Genomic DNA, 20632 nt, shown 5'->3' on the forward strand with positions numbered 1-20632 from the left:
CATGCCGCCTGCCACTGATCGTTCCCACGCTCCGCGTGGGAACACCTCTTGTGACGCGCGGCGTCACGCTTTGGGACGCAGAGCGTCCTTGGCTGCATTCCCATGCAGAGCGCGGGAACGATCACGGGGTCACAACAGCTTGTGTTCCATGGCGTACTTCACCAATTCAGCCAATGAAGTGATATTGAGCTTTTGCATCAACCGCGCCTTATGGGTGCTGATGGTCTTGCTGCTCAGCGCCAGTTGCTGGGCGATGTCATTGACGTTGGCACCCTGGGCCAGGCGCTCGAACACCGAGAACTCGCGCTCCGACAGCAATGAATGCAGCGGTCGCGTATCGGTGAGGCCGACTTCAAAGACCATGCGGTCGGCCAGGTCCGGGTCGATATAGCGCCCGCCTGCCGCGACCTTGCGAATCGCCGTCAGCAGCAGCGCCGGGTCGCTGTCCTTGGTGGCATACCCTGCCGCCCCGACCTTCAGGGCGCGGGCGGCCATTTGCGCTTCATCGTGCATCGACAACACCAGAATCGCCGGCGGATGGCTCAGTGCACGGATACGCGCGATGGCTTCCAGGCCATTCACACCGGGCATCGAGATATCCAGCAACACCACCTCGCACTGCACATGGCGCAAGGTCTCGAGCAGTTGCTCGCCATTACAGGCCTCGCCGACCACCAGCAGGTCTTTGGCCAGGCCGATCAATTGCTTGATGCCTTCACGGACGATGGTGTGGTCTTCGGCTACCAGTACACGAATCACAGGGGCTTCCTCTTAGGGTTATGCATCCAACGGCACCGTGACACTCAAGGTCGTGCCCTCCCCCAGTTCGCTGTGCAGGCTCAGTTGCCCACCCATCATCAATACGCGCTCGCGCATACCGACTACGCCAAAGGACACCGGGCGGCCCTGGGTTTCGACGAAACCGATGCCGTCATCGCTGATGGTCAGCCGCAGGTCGGCGCCTTCCACGCTCAAGGTCAGCTCGACAGTATGCGCCTGGGCATGGCGCATCACATTGGTCAGCGCCTCCTGCAGGATGCGGAACAGGCCAATGGCCTTGGCATCGCTCAGGGCCGGCAGGTTATCCGGGACTTGGACCAGGCAAGGGATGTGTGTGCGCGCTTCGAAGCGGCGTGCCTGCCATTCGATGGCCGAGGCAATGCCCGCGTCGAGAATCGGTGGGCGCAGTGCGGTCGCCACGTCCCGGACAAGCTGGAACAGCTGGGCGATCAGGCGCTTCATGCTGTTCAAGCGCTCGTTCAGGCCTGGGTCCAGTTGTGCATAGGCCAGCTCGCACATCGAGGTTTCCAGCTTGAGCACCGTGAGCATCTGGCCCAACTCGTCGTGCACTTCACGGGCGATGCGCGCCTTTTCTTCTTCGCGCACGGTTTCCAGGTGGGCCGAGAGTTCGCGTAATTGTGTTTCGCTTTGCTGCAACGCGGCCACGTAACGGCGGCGTTCGGTGACATCGTTGAGGTAGACCACCAAATATTCGCCTTCGGCAAAGCGCAAAAAGCTCAACGACACATCGGCCGGCAGGATGCTGCCGTCGGCGCGCACGCAATCGGCGGCGAAGGTTTGCGCGCCTTCTTCGCTGGCACGCGCACGCTTCCACATGTTGAGCCAGCGGTCCATGTTCAAGGTCGGGTCGAAATCGATCAGCGGTCGCTCGATCAACGCGCCAGGGCCGTAGCCCAGCATGGTCTCGGCGGCGCGGTTGGCGTATCGCACATGGCTGTCCCAATTGACCCACAGGATGCCCACGGTGCTTTGATCAATGGAGAACTGCGTCAAGCGCAAGGCTTCGGCGCCGGCGGCGCGGGCGGCGCTTTCTTCCCGGGCGGCCAGCAGGCTGTGTTCCAGCACGCGCTGGTGACGGCGCTGCCAGAACACCACCGCCAGGCTGGCGAGCAAGAACATCGCCAAGAGCAGGCTAAGGTTTTGCCACAGTCCCGGCGATTCGGTCAGCCGTGGGTATTTGGGTTGCAGCCAGCGGCTGTGCAATTGATCGAGGTCGCGAGCGGGTATAGCGCGCAAAGCGCTTTGCATGATGCCGGCAAGCGCAGGCCATTCGCGGCGGGTGGCCACGCGCAGCAGTTGCGGCAGGCCGATATCGCCGACCACTGCTAGCCCGGCAAACTCCGCCTCGCCGGACAACCGACTCAACTGTGCCTCATCCACCACGGCATAACGCGCTTGCTGGCTGACCAGCAATTGCAGCGCCTGGCGCTCCATGGGCACGCCTTGCAGGTTGAGGTTGGGATAGTTGCTGCGCAGGTAATCGGCCACGGCGCTGGGCATGCGCACGGCAACGCGGGACAGTTCGTCGAGTTTCTCCAGCTCCACCGCGCCGCTGCCCTCGCGGATACCGACGATATGCTGGGGCACGCGCATATAAGGGTCGCTGAATAACCACAGGCGCAAGCCGGCCGGGGTTTGCTGCAGGCCGGGGGCAATATCCACCTCGCCGTCGCGCACAGCGGTTTCCAGTTGTTCCTGGCTGGGGAAGTTACGCCACGTCAGCTCAATGTTCAGCGCCTTGGCCAGCCACTGCATCAACTCGACATTGGCCCCGGACAAACGCTGCAGGCGCCGATCGTATTGCGCGTACGGCGCCTGCAATACCACGCCCACGCGCAGCTCCGGGTGCTCGGCCAGCCATTCACGCTGCGGTGCATTGAGCTGCGCCTGTGGTGCAACAGGCGCAGGCGCGGCATTCGCCATCAAGGCAAAGCACAAACCGCCGATAACCAGCAGACAGCGAAAACCCATGATCCACGTCTCACATCACTGACAAATACTGACCAACCCATTAGGCTGCTGGAATCACTTCTGGCCGGGAATTAACGATGCCCTTTATCCACCGTTCGGCACTGCCAGCATTGTGCCTGTCGCTGCTATTTACCAGCGCCTTTTCTGTTCAGGCCGCCGACGCGCCGGCACCCGCTGCCGACAAACCGGCTGAACGCCAACCCCTGCCCGAGCGCAGCCAGGAAGAAGCCAACGCCCTGGAGCGCCAGGTTCCGCAACAGGAACAGCAACAATTGCAGGCCGGCAGCGATTCATTTCTGGCCTTGTGGAAACCGGCCAACAGCGCCGAGCCCGAAGGCGTGGTGATTATCGTGCCGGGCGCCGGCGAAAGTGCTGACTGGCCGCAAGCAATCGCACCGTTGCGACGCAAATTGCCCGATGCCAACTGGGGCACAGTCAGCCTGTCGCTGCCGGACGTGAACGTCGACACCTTGCCGCCACGCGTGATGGAATCGCCCAAGGCCGCCGTCGACACCAGCAGCAAAGACGGCAGCACCGCCGCCAAACCTATCGAACAGGCCGCCAGCGCCGAAGCCGAGGGCACCGATCCAGCGGTAGTGCCGGGCGCAGATGAACAGGACAAGACCGACGCCAAGCGCATCTTCGACCGCATCGACGCTGCCGTCGCCTTTGCCCAGACCCAGAGCGCGCGCAGCGTGGTGCTGCTCGGCCATGGCACGGGCGCCTGGTGGGCCGCGCGTTACCTGAGCGAGAAACAACCGGCCCAAGTGCAAAAGTTGGTGATGGTGGCCGGCAAGACGCCTGCCGGTCGACAGCCAGACCTGCAACAACTGGCTCCCGCGTTGAAAGTGCCGACGGCGGATGTCTTCTACCAAGACGGCGCCCTGGAGCGCAAAAACGCACTCGCGCGCGCCCACGCCGCCAAGCGTGGGAAGAATGAAGGGTATAAGCAGGTGTCACTCAAGACCCTGCCCGGCAACAGTGCTGCCGAGCAGGAGCAGTTGTATCGACGGATTCGCGGGTGGTTGAGCCCGCAAGCTGCCGCCGAATGATCTTGGCTTGATACCCCAATTAGTGTGGGAGCTGGCAAGCCTGCTCCCACACTAATTGGGTTAGCAACTCAGGATTTGTGGCGGCTAGCGAAAATCTCGGCGCTCGCGAATCAATGCATAGGCGTTATGCAACTCTCGGGTTCGCTCGGTCGCTTCGCGCACCTGCGCTGGGCTGGCGCCAGTGCCTGCAATCTTGTCCGGGTGGTGGCGGCTGAGCAGGCGGCGATAGGCGCGTTTGATCACGGTCGGCTCGGTGGTGGACGTTACTCCCAGTACCCGCATCGCGTCCTGATAAGCTCCGGCACGATTGGCCAACGGCTTGCGCTCGCGCACGTAATCGGCCGCCAGTGCCTGAAGCTGTTGCGGCGTCCAGCCGAGCCACTTGCCCCACAGGTCGATCAAGTCGCGCTCGGCGTTATCCGCCTTGCCGTCCGCCCAGGCCATGCGCCAACACGCGCGCAACACACCTTCGGCGGCATGGGGCTGAGCCTTGAGCACACGCAGATAATTACGCACCCGGTCGGAACCGGACTTGCCGCGATTGAACGCGCTGATCGCCCGGCGCTGGGCGTGCTCAGTCATGTCCAGCGCGCGCATTTCCTGGCGCGCCTGCTGGATATGCCCATCCACCACGCGGCCATTACTCTTGGCCAGACGCCCTAACAGCACGAACAACAGTTCGTCATTGCGCAACGCCGGGCGCCCGCCCAGGCGCTCGCGCAGTTGCGCCCAACTTTGCAACTGGAGGCGGCGATCCAGCGCCTGCCCCAGCAATGCCCCCAATAAGGCCCCCGGAATACTGGCAATGGCAAAGCCAGCCCCGGCACCGATCAGTGTCCCTGGCCACAACATCTTATTGCCCCGCAGTCAGCAAGGTTTCAACCTGCGCCAGACGCTCCAGCGTGCCGACATCAATCCAGCGTCCTGTCATGTGTTCCCCCGTTACCACACCTTTGGCCATGGCCACCCGTAACAGCGGCGCCAGCTTGAAGGCACCGGCACTGCAACCCGCGAACAATTGAGGGTCGAGCACTGAGATGCCACTGAAGGTCAGGTTATCGGCACCGGGCGCCGCATCATGAAGCAAGCCGCCGCTCAAATAGAAGTCGCCACCAGTAGGCGCATGGCCAGGCATGTCGACCATGACCAGGTGGGCAAGCCCTTCCAACGGTTTGTTGAGCAGGCTGGCAAAGTCGAAGTCCGTCCAGACATCACCATTAACCAGCAGGAAGGGTTCATCTCCCAACAGCGGCAACGCCTTGAAAATCCCGCCGCCGGTTTCCAGCGGCTCGCCTTCGGCGGAATACTGGATGCGCAGGCCAAACTGCGCACCGTCGCCCAGGTAGCTTTCGATCTGCTGGCCGAGCCAGGCATGGTTGATCACAATTTCGCTGAAACCGGCCTTGGCCAGCGCTTCCAGGTGATATTCGATCAACCGCTTGCCGCCCGCCTGCACCAGCGGCTTGGGCGTGTGCAAGGTGAGCGGGCGCATGCGCTCGCCCTTGCCGGCCGCCAGGATCATGGCCTTCATACGCCCGCCTCGACAGGTTGGCGCAGGCTGGCGAGCAGTTCGCCCAGCTCGTCCAGCTCCGGCCGGTCTGCCAGCACCGCCTCTATATAAGCAAAGAAGCGCGGTACGTCGGCCAGGTAGCTTGGCTTACCGTCGCGATGGCAGATACGCGCAAAGATGCCGATCACCTTGAGGTGGCGCTGCACGCCCATCAGGTCGCTGGCCCGCAGGAACGCTGCAAAGTCGGCCTGCACCGGAATGCCCAGTTGCCCGGCACGCTCCCAGTAGCCACGCTGCCATTCACGTACACGTGCCTTGGGCCAGCTGAGGAATGCATCCTTGAACAGGCAGGTGATGTCGTAGGTGACCGGGCCGTAGACCGCGTCCTGGAAATCCAGCACGCCCGGGTTCGGCTCGCTGATCATCAGGTTGCGCGGCATATAGTCGCGATGCACCAGCACTTTGGGCTGAGCCAGGGCGCTGTCGATCAAGTGGTCGCTGACGCGCTGCCAGAGAGCCTGCTGCTGGGCGTCGAAATCGATGCCCAGGTGCCGGCGCACGTACCATTCCGGAAACAATTCCAGCTCACGGCGCAACAAGGCGACGTCATAGCTGGGCAGCGGCGTGTCCATCGGCAATTGCTGAAAAGCCAGCAACGCGTCGATGGCATCGGCAAACAATTGATCGGCGTTTTGCTCGTCAATCACGTCCAGATAGGTTTTTTTGCCCAGGTCATTGAGCAAAAGAAAGCCGCGGGGCAAATCTTCTGCATAAATTTTTGGAACATTTATTCCTGATTTCGCCAGTAAATCAGCGATATCGACGAAAGGTTTGCAGTTTTCCTGGGGCGGCGGCGCGTCCATGACGACGAAACTTCGCCCACCGCCTTCCCACCGGAAGTAACGCCTGAAACTCGCGTCACTGCTGGCCGCGGTCAACGTGGCCGGAGGTACGACACCCCAGTCCTGAGCGTTGAAAAGGATTGGCAACTGCTCATCCAGCCAGACTTTCAGCTGTTGTAAACGTAGATCTTGCTCGGGCATTACAAGGGTCTCCGACGGCGCTAGCCGTCAAGCGGGTCATGCTTTATTATCACGCATCTTTTTCAGACCATCGAGAGGCGTGCGGCCCAAACCGCGGGCAGATGGCACGCAGGAAGCCCGGACTAATAAGATGGCATTGAAATCCCCCGCGTTTCGTAGAAAATTTCCGTTGCTGGTAACCGGCAGTCTGCTGGCCATGCAACCTTTCGCCACCTCATTCGTGGTCGCCGCGGAACAGTATGACTGCTCAGTCTCTGCTTCGGGTGCCTGGGATTGCGCGCCAAAAACCGCCGCAGCCCCGTTGCCACCACGCCCGGTGCATGACGGCGCAGCCGTCAGCTCCGCCGGCAGCACGGCGCAAGCCGATGCTGGTGGCAGCGCCGAGGCCGAACCGAAGACCGCACTGGTCACCGAAGCCAAGGGCCGAGGCCTGCGTGCGCGCAGCGCCGACTACAGCCACTTGGACTGGGTACCGCGCGAGAAGCTGACTGCAGCCCAGCTGGCCGAAACCGGTCCTTATTGCGCCGGCGCGTACATCGAGCCGATGCGTCCTGGCATGAACGACAAGACGGACAAGAGCGATGCGCCGACCTTCATCGGTGCCAAGGCCTCTCGTTACGAGCAAGAACAACAGATCGCAACCCTGGCCGGTGACGTCGTCATGCGCCAGGGCAGCATGCAGCTGGAGGCTCAGGAAGCCAGCCTGTATCAGGCCGAGAACCGTGGCGAGCTGAACGGCAACGTTCGTCTGCGCGACAACGGCGCTCTGATCGTCGGTGACCACGCTGAGGTCCAGCTCGATACTGGCGCCGCCCAGATCGACAACGCCGAATACGTGCTGCACAAATCGCGTATCCGCGGTAACGCGCTGTACGCCAAGCGTGCCGAGAACGCGATCATCCGCCTCAAGGACGGTACGTACACCACCTGCGAGCCGGACAGTAACGCCTGGCAGCTCAAAGGCAACAACATCACGTTGAACCCGGCCACCGGTTTCGGTACGGCGACCAACGCGACGTTGCGGATCAAGAACATTCCGATCCTGTACACCCCGTATATCTATTTCCCGATCGACGATCGTCGTCAATCCGGCTTCCTGCCGCCGAGCTTCAGCACCGGCAGCGAAACCGGCTTCACGCTCATCACGCCGTACTACTTCAACCTGGCGCCAAACTACGACGCCACGTTGTACCCGCAATACATGACCAAGCGCGGTTTGTTGATGGAAGGCGAATTCCGCTACCTCACCAAATCCAGCGAAGGTCAGTTCGGCGGCGCGTACCTGAACGACGACAGCGACGAGCGGAAGAAACAGACTGATTACGAAAAAACTCGCTATATGCTCAATTGGCAGCATAAGGGCGGGCTGGATTCGCGTCTGTCGACCCAGGTCGACTACACCAAGATCAGCGATCCGTTCTACTACCAGGACTTGAAGTCCTACCAGGAGGGCATCCAGACCCAGGACTTCGTCAACCAGCAGGGTTCCCTGACCTATCGCGGTGACAGCTACCAGGCGCGCCTGAACGTTCAGGCCTACCAACTGGCGACGATTTCCCAGATCACCCCGTATGACCGGCTGCCGCAGATCACCTTCAATGGGATGCTGCCGTACCACCCGGGTGGCGTGAACTTTACCTATGAGACTGAGGCTGTTCGGTTTGACCGGGACCTCAGGAGCGGCACCATTTTCGACAAGGACGGTGGCCCGTTCGGTGCGAACGGTGTTGCTGTAGGTGATAAGCGTCTGGATGACTACGTAACAGGTCTGACCCGTGCAAACGGTACTCGCCTGAACGTAGCACCAGCCGTCGAATACCCGATGAACTGGACCTACGGTTTTATTACGCCGAAGCTCAAGTACGTCTACACCAAGTACGATCTGGACCTTGATACCAAGGGCAAGAACGACATTATTGCTGCGCAAGCAGCCGCCACTGCGGCAAACCCTTATGCCGGTGGCACCTTCAAGAGCAACCAAGACCGCGCAATCCCAATCGCCAGCGTAGACAGCGGCCTGTACTTCGACCGCAATACCAACTGGTTCGGCAAAGACTATCGCCAGACATTGGAACCGCGCGCGTTCTACCTCTATGTCCCGAACAAGGACCAGAGCGATATCCCGGTGTTCGACACCAGCGAGTACTCGTTCAGCTACGCCTCGCTGTTCCGCGACAACCGCTTCAGCGGCAACGACCGGATCGGCGACGAGAACAAGCTGTCCCTGGGCTTGACCAGCCGTTGGATCGAAGAGAATGGCTTCGAACGTCAACGCGCGTCCATAGGCCAGGCGGTGTACTTCAAGGATCGCCAGGTTCAACTGCCGGGCATCCTCGCCTCCGACCGTGCCGACGCACAGTCTGACGTATCGCCAGTTGCCCTGGAATACGAGTTCCGCTTCAACCGCGACTGGCGCGCCACTGCCGACTACAACTGGGACACCGAGGAACACAGCCCTCGTTCCGGCAGCGCAATGCTCCACTACCAGCCGGAAGACAACCCGAACAAGATTATCAACGTCGGCTATCGCTATCGTAACGACCAAGTGGTCTACAACCAGCTGACTGGCAAATGGCAGTTCGGTGGTGACTATGGTCAACCTGGTGATGCGAACTTCGTGAAGGATTACTACAAAATCCAGCAACACGACTTCTCGATGATGTGGCCGATCATTCCTCAGTGGAACCTGATCACCCGCTGGCAGTATGACTATGCCCGCAACCGTACCCTGGAAGCCTTTGGTGGTTTCGAGTACGACAACTGCTGCTGGAAACTGCGCGTCATCAACCGTTACTGGGTTTCCAACGACGAATACAGCCAGATCGCCCCGCTGAACGAAAAGGGTGACCACGGGCTCTTCTTCCAGATCGTCCTTAAAGGACTCGGCGGCCTGACTGGCGCCAAGGTAGAGAGCTTCCTCGACAAAGGCATTCAAGGTTATCGTGAACGTGAAGATCAAGCTTTCTGATTGTCTGCGCCCGCTAGTGCTGGGCGCACTGTTCCTGGGGACCGCATCGGCACACGCTGCGGTTCAACAGCTGGACAAGGTTGTGGCCATTGTCGATAACGACGTGATCATGCAGAGCCAACTGGACCAACGGGTCAAGGAAGTTCAGCAAACCATCGCCAAGCGTGGCGGCGGTGTACCGCCTACCAGCGTGCTGGACCCACAGGTTCTGGAGCGCCTGATCGTCGAAAACCTGCAACTGCAGATCGGCGATCGTTCCGGCATCCGTATTTCGGACGAAGAACTGAACCAGGCCGTCGGCACGATCTCTCAACGCAACAACATGAGCATTGACCAGTTCCGCGCAGCCCTGGCCCGCGACGGTTTGTCCTATGAGGACGCCCGTGACCAGATCCGCCGCGAAATGATCATCAGCCGTGTGCGTCAGCGCCGTGTGGCCGAGCGGGTTCAGGTTTCCGAGCAGGAAGTGAAGAACTTCCTGGCCTCTGACCTTGGCAAGATGCAGCTCTCCGAAGAACTGCACCTGGCCAATATCCTGATTCCAACCCCGGACAGCGCCAACGCCGAGCAGCTCAATGCAGCCGCCGCCAAAACCCAGGCAGTTTATGACCGCCTGAAGGCTGGCGCTGACTTCGCCCAAACAGCTATCGCGGTATCGGGCAGCGACAACGCCCTGGACGGCGGTGACATGGGCTGGCGTAAAGCCGCTCAATTGCCACCTCCGTTCGACCGCGAGCTGAGCGCCATGCAGCCGGGTGAAATCACCCAGCCAGCACGCACACCGGGTGGCTTCATCATCCTCAAGCTGCTGGCAAAACGCGGTGGCGAGACTTCGCTGAAAGACGAAGTACATGTTCGTCACATCCTGGTCAAACCAAGCGAAATTCGCACCGAAGCACAAACCAAGGAACTGGCCCAGAAGATCTATGACCGCATCGAAGGCGGTGAAGATTTCGCCACCTTGGCCAAGAGCTTCTCGGAAGACCCAGGTTCGGCCCTCAACGGTGGCGACCTGAACTGGATCGACCCGAAAGCCTTGGTGCCTGAGTTCCAGCAAGTAATGGCCGATACGCCGCAAGGCGTGCTGTCCAAGCCGTTCAAGACCCAATATGGTTGGCACGTCCTGGAAGTCCTTGGCCGTCGCGCCACCGACAACACCACCCAGGCCCGCGAGCAACAAGCACTGTCCGTATTGCGTAACCGCAAGTACGACGAAGAGCTGCAAACCTGGTTGCGTCAGATCCGTGACGAAGCCTACGTAGAAAACAAGCTGCCAGGCGCCGAGCAAACAGGCACCGACCAGGCAGCGCAGTGAAACCCCAGCGTTTCGCGGTAACACCCGGCGAGCCGGCCGGCATTGGTCCAGACCTGTGCCTGCTGCTCGCCTCGCAACCTCAGCCACACCCCCTGATTGCCATTACCAGCCGCGACCTGCTCCTTGAGCGGGCCGCGCAGTTGGGCGTGGTTGTCAACCTGCTGGACGTGGCGCCAGGCAACTGGCCCGACCTGCCGGCACCTGCGGGCAGCCTGTACGTATGGGACACCCCACTTGCGACCAAGGTGATTGCCGGGCAACTGAACAAAGCCAATGCGGCATTTGTGCTGGAAACCCTGACGCGTGCAGGCCAGGGCTGCATCGACGGCGACTTCGCCGGCATGATCACTGCCCCGGTGCACAAGGGTGTGATCAACGAATCCGGCATCGCCTTTTCCGGCCATACCGAATTCCTCGCCGAGCTGACCAATACCGCCCAAGTTGTGATGATGCTGGCCACTCACGGCCTGCGCGTGGCCCTGGTGACCACGCATTTGCCGTTGCGTGATATCGCCGACGCCATCACTGCCGAGCGTTTGGAGCGCGTCACGCGCATCCTGCACGCCGACCTGCAACACAAATTCGGCATTGCCCAACCGCGCATCCTGGTCTGCGGGCTCAACCCCCACGCCGGTGAAGGCGGCCACTTGGGCCATGAAGAAATCGACATCATTGAACCGACATTAGAGCGTCTGCGCCAAGAAGGCATGGACCTGCGTGGCCCACTGCCTGCTGACACTCTGTTTACCCCCAAATATCTGGAGCACTGCGACGCAGTGCTGGCGATGTACCATGACCAAGGGCTGCCCGTGCTGAAATACAAAGGCTTCGGCGCCGCAGTCAACGTGACACTGGGCCTGCCGATCATCCGCACCTCCGTCGACCATGGCACTGCCCTGGACCTGGCGGGCAGCGGCAAGATCGATACCGGCAGCCTGCACGTGGCCCTGGAAACCGCCTATCAGATGGCCGAGACCCGTATATGACTGAGCATTACCAACACCGGGCGCGCAAGCGCTTCGGGCAAAACTTCCTGCACGACGCCGGCGTGATCGACCGTATCCTGCGCTCCATCCATGCCAAGCCCGAAGACCGCTTGCTGGAAATTGGCCCGGGCCAGGGCGCATTGACCCAAGGCCTGCTGGCCAGTGGCGGCCAACTGGACGTCGTGGAGCTGGACAAGGACCTGATCCCGATCCTCAACCAGCAGTTCGCCGGCAAATCCAACTTCAACCTGCACCAGGGCGATGCACTGAAGTTCGACTTCAACAGCCTCAACGCTGCGCCCAACAGCCTGCGGGTAGTGGGCAACCTGCCGTACAACATCTCCACGCCGCTGATTTTCCACCTGCTGAACAACGCAGGGATCATCCGCGACATGCACTTCATGCTGCAAAAAGAAGTGGTTGAGCGTTTAGCCGCAGGTCCCGGCGGTGGTGATTGGGGTCGCTTGTCGATCATGGTTCAGTACCATTGCCGCGTGGAACACCTGTTCAACGTCGGCCCGGGTGCGTTCAACCCGCCGCCGAAGGTCGATTCGGCCATCGTGCGCCTGGTGCCTCACGCCGTGCTGCCCCACCCAGCCAAGGATCACAAGCTGCTGGAGCGCGTGGTACGCGAGGCGTTCAACCAACGCCGCAAGACCCTGCGCAACACGCTCAAGGCGCTGCTCAGCAACGCCGAAATCGAAGCCGCCGGCGTCGATGGCAGCTTGCGCCCCGAGCAACTGGACCTGGCCGCGTTCGTGCGCCTGGCCGACCAGCTTGCCATCCAGCCTGCGCCAGCCGCGGACTAAAGCCTGCCAAGCATGGGCCAGACAGCATGTCTGGCCTAGTGCCCTCCTCATGGCCTAGACTGATCCGCATCTGCTGTCCTCCGCTTTTGCTTTTAAGGCCTCTTGCATGTCCGATCCTCGCTACCAGATCGACGTCAGCGTCGTCACCCGCTTCCTCGCGGACCAATCGCAACCCGAACACAACCGTTTCGCCTTTGCCTACACCATCACGGTGAAGAACAACGGGCAGGTGCCGGCCAAGCTGCTGTCGCGCCACTGGGTGATCACCGACGGTGACGGCCAGGTCGAAGAGGTGCGCGGCGCCGGTGTGGTTGGCCAGCAACCGTTGATCGACATTGGCGCCAGCCATACCTACAGCAGCGGCACGGTCATGACCTCCAAGGTCGGCACCATGCAGGGCTCGTATCAGATGAAGGCCACCGACGGTAAGTTGTTCGACGCCATCATCGCGCCGTTCCGCCTCGCAGTGCCTGGAGCCCTGCACTGATGGCGACATACGCGGTCGGCGACCTGCAAGGCTGCCTGGAGCCTCTCAAGTGCTTGCTGGAGCGGGTGGCCTTCAACCCGGCAAGCGACCGCCTGTGGTTGGTGGGGGATCTGGTCAATCGCGGCCCCGAGTCTCTGGAGACTTTGCGCTACTTATATAGCCTGCGCGAATCGCTGGTGTGCGTACTGGGCAACCATGACCTGCACCTGCTGGCCGCCGGCAATAACATCGAGCGCCTGAAAAAGGGCGACACCCTGCGTGAGATCCTTGAAGCGCCGGATCGCACCGAGCTGCTGGAGTGGCTGCGTGGGCTGAAACTCATGCATTACGACGAAGGCCGCAACATGGCGCTGGTCCATGCCGGCATCCCGCCGCAGTGGACGCTGAAAAAAGCCCTCAAGTGCGCCGCCGAAGTCGAGAGCGCCCTGACCGATGACAGCCTGTACACCGCCTACCTCGACGGCATGTACGGCAACGAGCCGGTCAAGTGGGACAACGACCTCACTGGCGTGGCCCGCCTGCGCGTGATCACCAACTATTTCACACGCATGCGCTTCTGCACTGCCGAGGGCAAGCTCGACCTCAAGAGCAAGGAAGGCGCCGACACCGCACTGCCCGGCTATAAGCCGTGGTTCGCGCACAAGGAACGCAAGACCCGTGACACGAAGATCATCTTCGGCCACTGGGCAGCCCTTGAGGGCAAGTGCAATGAACCCGGCGTATTCGCACTCGACACCGGCTGCGTGTGGGGCGGTAGCATGACCCTGATGAACATCGACACCGGCGAGCGCCTGAGCTGCCAGTGCGAATCTCCCCTTCCCGTTACACTGCCGGCTGCCACCAAGCGCTAAACGCCGCAGCCATGTCCAAGGAGCCCGCCATGAGCGAATTCAAACGTATCCCTCCCGAACAAGCCCAGGCCCTGCGCGAGCAAGGTGCCGTGGTGGTCGACATCCGCGCCCCTCAGGCTCACGCCGCTGGCCATATCACCGGCGCGCAGCATCTGGACAACCACAGCATTGCCGACTTCATCCGTGCCGCCGACCTTGACGCGCCGGTGATCGTGGCCTGCTACCACGGCAACTCCAGCCAGAGCGCAGCGGCCTATCTGATCAGCCAGGGCTTCTCCGACGTCTATAGCCTGGACGGCGGCTTTGAGCTGTGGCGTGCGACCTATCCTGCGGAAATTGCCTCCAGCGATTCGCAATAATTTTTTTCACACCCCGCTACCCCGCGTGACGCTTGGGCTCGCGCCGTTTCTGACGAACGGCGCAGCCAAACTAATTACGTATCCCGCCTTGACCTCCCGGATTCCGAACTATCCTTAAGCGCAGGCCATCCGAATCAGGGGAGAGCCGGTACACCGGCGTACGGGTCATCGGTAGCGTTTCAGGGTGTTTGGGGGGAAAACGGCCATTGGTTGATCACCAATGACTGCCAGCATCGACTGATTGACCCGGCGTCGGCTCCACGTATCGAGCGAGGTGACGACGTCATGAGTATCTTTAGCCACTTCCAACAACGCTTCGCGTCCACCCAGCAGGAAGAACTCACGCTGCAAGAGTATCTCGAGCTGTGCAAACAGGACCGCAGCACCTACGCGTCTGCCGCCGAACGCCTGCTATTGGCAATTGGTGAGCCGGAGCTGGTGGAAACCGCCAACAATTCGCGCCTGTCGCGAATATTCTCCAACAAGGTGATCCGCCGCTACCCGGCCTTTGAAGACTTCCATGGCATGGAAGAATGCATCGACCAGATCGTCTCCTACTTCCGCCATGCCGCCCAAGGCCTGGAAGAGAAGAAGCAAATCCTCTACCTGCTCGGCCCCGTCGGCGGCGGCAAGTCGTCCCTGGCGGAAAAACTCAAACAACTGATCGAGAAAGTGCCCTTCTACGCGATCAAGGGCTCGCCGGTCTTCGAGTCGCCTCTGGGGCTGTTCAACGCCACGGAAGATGGCGCGATCCTCGAAGAAGACTTCGGCATCCCACGGCGCTACCTCAATACCATCATGTCGCCTTGGGCCACCAAGCGCCTGGCTGAGTTTGGCGGCGATATCAGCCAGTTCCGCGTGGTGAAACTCTACCCGTCGGTCCTCAACCAGATCGGCGTAGCCAAGACCGAACCGGGCGATGAGAACAACCAAGACATCTCGGCACTGGTGGGTAAGGTCGATATCCGCAAACTCGAAGAATTCCCCCAGAACGACGCCGACGCCTACAGCTACTCGGGCGCGCTGTGCCGGGCCAACCAGGGCCTGATGGAGTTCGTGGAGATGTTCAAGGCGCCAATCAAGGTGCTGCACCCACTGCTGACCGCCACCCAGGAAGGTAACTACAACAGTACCGAAGGCCTGGGCGCAATTCCTTTCACCGGGATCCTGCTGGCCCACTCCAACGAATCGGAATGGCACACCTTCCGTAACAACAAGAACAACGAAGCCTTCATCGACCGGATCTACATCGTCAAGGTGCCGTACTGCCTGCGCGTCAGCGATGAGATCAAGATCTACGACAAGTTGTTGTTCAACAGCTCCCTGGCCAAGGCCCATTGCGCGCCTGACACCTTGAAGATGCTCGCCCAGTTCACCGTGCTGTCGCGCCTCAAGGAGCCGGAGAACTCGAACATCTATTCGAAGATGCGCGTCTACGACGGCGAAAACCTCAAGGACACCGATCCCAAGGCCAAGTCGATCCAGGAATACCGCGACACTGCGGGCGTGGATGAGGGCATGAATGGCCTTTCCACACGTTTCGCGTTCAAGATCCTCTCCAAGGTATTCAACTTCGACCCACACGAAATCGCCGCCAACCCCGTGCACCTGCTGTATGTGCTGGAGCAGCAGATCGAACAGGAACAGTTCCAGGCCGAAACCCGCGAACGCTACCTGCGCTTCCTCAAGGAATACCTGGCGCCGCGCTACATCGAGTTTATCGGCAAGGAAATTCAGACCGCGTACCTGGAGTCCTACAGCGAGTACGGCCAGAACATCTTCGACCGCTACGTGCTGTACGCCGACTTCTGGATCCAGGACCAGGAGTACCGCGACCCGGAAACCGGCGAGATCCTCAACCGCGTGGCCCTCAACGAGGAGCTGGAGAAGATCGAGAAACCGGCCGGCATCAGCAATCCGAAGGATTTCCGCAACGAAATCGTCAACTTCGTGCTGCGCGCCCGCGCCAACAACAACGGCAAGAACCCTACCTGGCTCAGCTACGAGAAGCTGCGGGTAGTCATCGAGAAGAAAATGTTCTCCAACACCGAGGATCTGCTGCCGGTCATCAGCTTCAACGCCAAGGCCAGCAAGGAGGATCAGCAAAAACACAACGACTTCGTTACACGAATGGTCGAGCGTGGCTACACCGACAAACAGGTACGGCTGCTCTCCGAGTGGTACCTGCGGGTTCGTAAATCACAGTAAGGCAGCGACAGGCGCGCGCTGCCGGGCCTTTGGCCTGGCAGCTGACCGCTTGTCTCTAAGCTTCCAGCTCGCGGCTTGAAGCTTGTAACGTGAAGCTGCCCGGAGGGCTCCCCATGAGCTATGTGATCGACCGACGCCTCAATGGCAAGAACAAGAGCACGGTAAACCGTCAGCGTTTCCTGCGGCGTTACCGTGACCACATCAAAAAGGCCGTTGAAGAGGCCGTCAGCCGCCGCTCCATTACGGACATGGAGCATGGCGAGCAAATCAGCATTCCCGGACGCGACATCGACGAACCGGTGCTGCACCACGGGCGCGGCGGCAAACAAACCGTCGTGCACCCCGGCAACAAGGAATTCACCACCGGCGAACATATCCAACGCCCGCAAGGCGGTGGCGGCGGTAAAGGCCCAGGCAAGGCCGGTAACTCTGGCGAAGGCATGGATGAGTTCGTGTTCCAGATCACCCAGGAAGAATTCCTGGAGTTCATGTTCGAAGACTTGGAACTGCCCAACCTGGTCAAACGCAACCTGACCGGCACCGACACCTTCAAGACCGTGCGCGCGGGGATCAGCAATGAGGGCAACCCGTCGCGGATCAACATCATCCGCACCCTGCGCTCGGCCCACGCCCGGCGTATCGCCCTGTCAGGCAGCAGCCGCGCCAAACTAAAGCAGGCCAAGGAAGAGTTGGCGCGTTTAAAACGCGAAGAGCCCGACAACTTCGGCGATATCCAGGAAGTCGAAGTGGAAATCGAGAAGCTCAGCGCGCGGATTCACCGCGTGCCGTTCCTCGACACCTTCGACCTGAAATACAACCTGCTGGTCAAACAACCCAACCCGAGCTCCAAGGCCGTGATGTTCTGCCTGATGGACGTGTCCGGCTCGATGACCCAAGCAACCAAGGATATTGCCAAGCGCTTCTTCATCCTGCTGTACCTGTTCCTGAAGCGAAACTACGACAAGATCGATGTGGTGTTTATCCGCCATCACACCAGCGCCCGGGAAGTCGACGAAGAAGAGTTCTTCTATTCGCGGGAAACCGGCGGCACCATCGTCTCCAGCGCGTTGAAGCTGATGCAGGAAATCATGGCCGAACGCTACCCGGCTAATGAGTGGAATATCTACGCAGCCCAAGCTTCCGACGGCGACAACTGGAATGATGATTCGCCGATCTGCCGCGACATTCTGATCAACCAGATCATGCCGTTTGTGCAGTACTACACCTACGTCGAAATTACCCCTCGTGAGCACCAGGCCCTGTGGTTCGAATATGAACGCATCGGCGAAGCCTTTGCCGACACGTTCGCCCAGCAGCAACTGGTCTCGGCCGGCGATATCTACCCGGTCTTCCGTGAACTCTTCCAGCGCAGGTTAGTGACATGACCGCCAAAAAAGAGCATAAGCGCCAACCCATTTCCACCGGGTCCGAGTGGACCTTTGAACTGATCCAGGCCTATGACCGGGAAATCAGCCGTATCGCGGCCGGTTATGCTCTGGACACTTACCCCAACCAGATCGAAGTGATCACCGCCGAACAGATGATGGATGCCTATGCCTCGGTGGGTATGCCTTTGGGCTATCACCATTGGTCCTATGGCAAACACTTCCTCAGCACTGAGAAGTCCTACACGCGTGGCCAGATGGGTTTGGCCTACGAGATCGTGATCAACTCCGACCCGTGCATCGCCTACCTGATGGAAGAAAACACCATCTGCATGCAGGCACTGGTGGTGGCGCACGCGTGCTACGGGCACAACAGCTTCTTCAAGGGTAACTACCTGTTCCGCACCTGGACCGATGCCAGCTCGATCATCGATTACCTGGTGTTCGCCAAGCAGTACATCATGCAGTGCGAGGAACGCCACGGCATCGATGCAGTGGAGGATTTGCTCGATTCCTGCCACGCCCTGATGAATTACGGGGTCGACCGCTACAAACGCCCATACCCGATTTCCGCCGAGGAAGAACGCCTGCGCCAGAAGGAGCGCGAGGAGCACCTGCAGAAGCAGATCAACGATTTGTGGCGCACCATTCCAAAGCGCGCCGGCAAGAACAGCGACAAAGACAATGCACGCTTCCCCGCCGAACCTCAGGAAAACATCCTGTACTTCCTGGAAAAACACGCGCCCCTGCTGGAGCCCTGGCAGCGCGAAATCGTGCGTATCGTGCGCAAGATCGCCCAGTACTTTTATCCACAGCGCCAGACCCAGGTAATGAACGAAGGCTGGGCGACGTTCTGGCACTACACCTTGATGAATGACCTGTACGACGAGGGCCTGGTCACGGACGGTTTCATGATGGAGTTCCTCACCTCTCATACCAGTGTGGTGTTCCAACCCGGCTTCGACAGCCCCTATTACAGCGGCATCAACCCCTATGCGCTGGGCTTTGCCATGTACCGCGACATCCGGCGCATGTGCGAACACCCCACCGAAGAAGACCGCCGCTGGTTCCCGGAAATCGCCGGCAGCGATTGGCTGTCGACCATCAAGTTCGCCATGAGCAGCTTCAAGGACGAGAGTTTCATCCTGCAGTACCTGTCACCCCAGGTGATTCGCGACCTCAAGCTGTTCAGCATCATGGACGACGACCTCAAGGATGATCTGGTGGTGCCGGCCATCCACGACGAACCCGGCTACCGCACCATCCGTGAAACCCTGGCGGCGCAGTACAACCTGGGCAACCGCGAACCCAACGTGCAGATTTACAGCATCGATGTACGCGGCGACCGCTCGCTGACCTTGCGTCACCAGCAGCACGACCGCAAACCCTTGGGCGAATCCACCGAGGAAGTGCTCAAGCACCTGCACCGGTTGTGGGGCTTCGACATTCACCTGGAAACCCTGCAGGGCGACCAAGTGATGAAGACTCACCACGTGCCACCGCGCAGCGATCACAACGACAACGACTACGGCCGCCTGGACTTGGCCGTCGTCCATCTCTGAAACACCAAAGCCTCCATTGGTCAGGCACAGGCGTTATCCTGTGCCGCTAATGGAGGCTTTTTCATGAAAATCTACACAGTCGGCGGCGCGGTGCGTGATCGCCTGCTCGGCATCAAGGTCACTGACATCGACCGCGTTGTGGTCGGCGCGACCACTGAAGAAATGCTCGCCAAGGGCTACAAGCCGGTGGGCGCTGACTTCCCGGTATTCCTCGACCCGAAAAACGGCGATGAGTACGCCCTCGCCCGCACCGAACGCAAGAGTGGCCGGGGTTACGGCGGCTTTGTGTTTCATGCCAGCCCCGAGGTCACGCTGGAAGAAGACTTGATTCGTCGCGACCTGACCATCAACGCCATAGCTGAGGACGATGACGGCAACTTGACCGACCCGTACCACGGCCAGAGCGATTTGGAGGCGCGCATTTTGCGTCACGTTTCCCCGGCGTTCGCCGAAGATCCTCTGCGCGTATTGCGTGTTGCCCGCTTTGCGGCGCGTTATGCGCACCTGGGTTTCACGGTCGCTCTTGAGACGCTGGAATTGATGCGCCAGCTCAGCGAATCCGGCGAACTGGAAGCCCTGACACCGGAACGCAGTTGGAAGGAAATTTCCCGGGCACTGATGGAAGATCAGCCACAGGTGTTTATTCAGGTGCTACGTGACTGCGATGCGCTGAAAACCCTGATGCCGGAAGTGAACGCGCTATTCGGCGTGCCACAGCCCGAGGCCCATCACCCCGAAATCGACACCGGCCTGCACACCTTGAGCGTGTTGGAACAGGCCGCCTTGCACAAACAACCGCTTACGGTGCGTTGGGCCTGCTTGCTGCATGACGTGGGCAAGGGCCTGACACCTGTGGATAAGTTGCCGCAGCATATTGCTCATGAGCATACGGGCTTGAAGCTGATCAAGGCGGTCAATGAGCGCTTCAAAGTGCCGAAGGACTGCCAGGAACTGGCACTGCTGGTGGGCCAATATCACACTCATGGCCATCGAGCGCTGGAGCTAAAAGCTTCGACATTGCTGGAGTTGCTGCAGAGTTTCGACGTGTATCGCCGGCCGCAGCGCTTTGAGGAATTCGTGGTGAGCTGTGAAATGGATGCGCGTGGCCGCAAGGGGCTTGAGCAACGAAGTTATCCACAGGCGGATTATTTACGTGGTGCGGCCAAGGTTGCGCGCGAAGTGGCGGTCGCGCCCCTGCTGGAGAAAGGCTTCAAAGGCCCGGAACTGGGCGAGGCGCTCAAGCGCGAACGGCTCAAAGCGCTGAAAACCTACAAGGAACAACACAACGCGTAGCGGGCGAGCTTTTGTGGCGAGCGGGCTTGCCA

The 20632-nt window shown here is 60.4% G+C and carries 17 protein-coding genes; 12 read left to right on the plus strand and 5 right to left on the minus strand.

Annotation, left to right across the window (positions count from 1 at the left end):
- Positions 1 to 129: 129 nt before the first annotated feature.
- Both ACI77I_RS23750 and ACI77I_RS23755 read right to left on the minus strand, forming a co-directional pair.
- Positions 130 to 759, minus strand: coding sequence for a response regulator transcription factor (locus ACI77I_RS23750; protein ID WP_094951412.1), 630 nt, complete (start codon positions 757 to 759; stop codon positions 130 to 132).
- An 18-nt stretch (positions 760 to 777) separates the two neighbouring features.
- A complete protein-coding gene (locus tag ACI77I_RS23755) occupies positions 778 to 2772 on the minus strand; it encodes a histidine kinase (RefSeq protein WP_094951411.1) in 1995 nt (664 codons plus the stop codon).
- Positions 2773 to 2849: 77 nt separating this feature from the next.
- Between ACI77I_RS23755 and ACI77I_RS23760 the strand changes: the two genes are divergently transcribed.
- Positions 2850 to 3824 (plus strand): alpha/beta hydrolase family protein, encoded by a 975-nt coding sequence (locus ACI77I_RS23760; protein WP_406998543.1) that lies wholly within the window; start codon positions 2850 to 2852, stop codon positions 3822 to 3824.
- 84 nt (positions 3825 to 3908) lie between these two features.
- Here ACI77I_RS23760 and ACI77I_RS23765 read toward each other — a convergent pair whose 3' ends face one another.
- Genes ACI77I_RS23765 through ACI77I_RS23775 form a run of 3 tightly spaced genes read right to left on the minus strand, consistent with a single transcriptional unit; the run spans position 3909 to position 6377 of the window.
- Positions 3909 to 4676: a TerB family tellurite resistance protein gene (locus tag ACI77I_RS23765; protein ID WP_094951409.1), complete on the minus strand. Its 768-nt coding sequence runs from the start codon at positions 4674 to 4676 to the stop codon at positions 3909 to 3911.
- A gap of 1 nt (position 4677) precedes the next feature.
- Positions 4678 to 5355 (minus strand): N-acetylmuramate alpha-1-phosphate uridylyltransferase MurU, encoded by a 678-nt coding sequence (gene murU, locus ACI77I_RS23770; RefSeq protein WP_406998544.1) that lies wholly within the window; start codon positions 5353 to 5355, stop codon positions 4678 to 4680.
- A complete protein-coding gene (locus tag ACI77I_RS23775) occupies positions 5352 to 6377 on the minus strand; it encodes an aminoglycoside phosphotransferase family protein (RefSeq protein ID WP_406998545.1) in 1026 nt (341 codons plus the stop codon). The genes murU and ACI77I_RS23775 overlap by 4 nt, the downstream gene beginning before the upstream one ends.
- A 130-nt stretch (positions 6378 to 6507) precedes the next feature.
- On the opposite strand from ACI77I_RS23775, the gene ACI77I_RS23780 reads away from it, so the two are divergent.
- The 11 genes from ACI77I_RS23780 (at position 6508) to ACI77I_RS23830 (ending at position 20600) form a co-directional block, all read left to right on the plus strand.
- A complete protein-coding gene (locus tag ACI77I_RS23780) occupies positions 6508 to 9345 on the plus strand; it encodes an LPS-assembly protein LptD (protein ID WP_406998546.1) in 2838 nt (945 codons plus the stop codon).
- Positions 9326 to 10660 (plus strand): peptidylprolyl isomerase, encoded by a 1335-nt coding sequence (locus ACI77I_RS23785; protein WP_406998547.1) that lies wholly within the window; start codon positions 9326 to 9328, stop codon positions 10658 to 10660. Before ACI77I_RS23780 ends, ACI77I_RS23785 begins: the two co-directional genes overlap by 20 nt.
- Positions 10657 to 11646: a 4-hydroxythreonine-4-phosphate dehydrogenase PdxA gene (gene pdxA / locus ACI77I_RS23790; protein WP_094951405.1), complete on the plus strand. Its 990-nt coding sequence runs from the start codon at positions 10657 to 10659 to the stop codon at positions 11644 to 11646. The genes ACI77I_RS23785 and pdxA overlap by 4 nt, the downstream gene beginning before the upstream one ends.
- Entirely contained in the window at positions 11643 to 12455 is an 813-nt protein-coding gene (gene rsmA / locus ACI77I_RS23795) for a 16S rRNA (adenine(1518)-N(6)/adenine(1519)-N(6))-dimethyltransferase RsmA (protein ID WP_099585669.1), read from the plus strand. The genes pdxA and rsmA overlap by 4 nt, the downstream gene beginning before the upstream one ends.
- Positions 12456 to 12561: 106 nt before the next feature.
- Positions 12562 to 12942 (plus strand): Co2+/Mg2+ efflux protein ApaG, encoded by a 381-nt coding sequence (apaG, locus tag ACI77I_RS23800; protein WP_069551974.1) that lies wholly within the window; start codon positions 12562 to 12564, stop codon positions 12940 to 12942.
- Positions 12942 to 13793 carry a symmetrical bis(5'-nucleosyl)-tetraphosphatase gene (locus tag ACI77I_RS23805; protein WP_406998548.1) on the plus strand — a complete coding sequence of 284 codons (852 nt, stop codon included), beginning with the start codon at positions 12942 to 12944 and terminating at the stop codon, positions 13791 to 13793. The genes apaG and ACI77I_RS23805 overlap by 1 nt, the downstream gene beginning before the upstream one ends.
- A gap of 29 nt (positions 13794 to 13822) precedes the next feature.
- Entirely contained in the window at positions 13823 to 14152 is a 330-nt protein-coding gene (gene glpE / locus ACI77I_RS23810) for a thiosulfate sulfurtransferase GlpE (RefSeq protein ID WP_406998549.1), read from the plus strand.
- Positions 14153 to 14437: 285 nt separating this feature from the next.
- A complete protein-coding gene (locus tag ACI77I_RS23815; RefSeq protein ID WP_094951401.1) occupies positions 14438 to 16360 on the plus strand; it encodes a PrkA family serine protein kinase in 1923 nt (640 codons plus the stop codon).
- Positions 16361 to 16473: 113 nt separating this feature from the next.
- Complete coding sequence (locus tag ACI77I_RS23820) at positions 16474 to 17745, plus strand: YeaH/YhbH family protein (RefSeq protein WP_094951400.1); 1272 nt, start codon at positions 16474 to 16476, stop codon at positions 17743 to 17745.
- The gene (locus tag ACI77I_RS23825; RefSeq protein WP_242153015.1) at positions 17742 to 19307 is read left to right on the plus strand and encodes a SpoVR family protein; all 1566 of its coding nucleotides are present in this window, start codon (positions 17742 to 17744) and stop codon (positions 19305 to 19307) included. The genes ACI77I_RS23820 and ACI77I_RS23825 overlap by 4 nt, the downstream gene beginning before the upstream one ends.
- Before the next feature lie 63 nt (positions 19308 to 19370).
- Positions 19371 to 20600, plus strand: a complete 1230-nt coding sequence (locus ACI77I_RS23830) for a multifunctional CCA addition/repair protein (RefSeq protein WP_406998550.1) — start codon at positions 19371 to 19373, stop codon at positions 20598 to 20600.
- Positions 20601 to 20632 lie beyond the last annotated feature (32 nt).

Origin of the sequence: Pseudomonas sp. D47 (genome assembly GCF_045447305.1) — a bacterium.
Taxonomy (GTDB): Bacteria; Pseudomonadota; Gammaproteobacteria; order Pseudomonadales; family Pseudomonadaceae; genus Aquipseudomonas.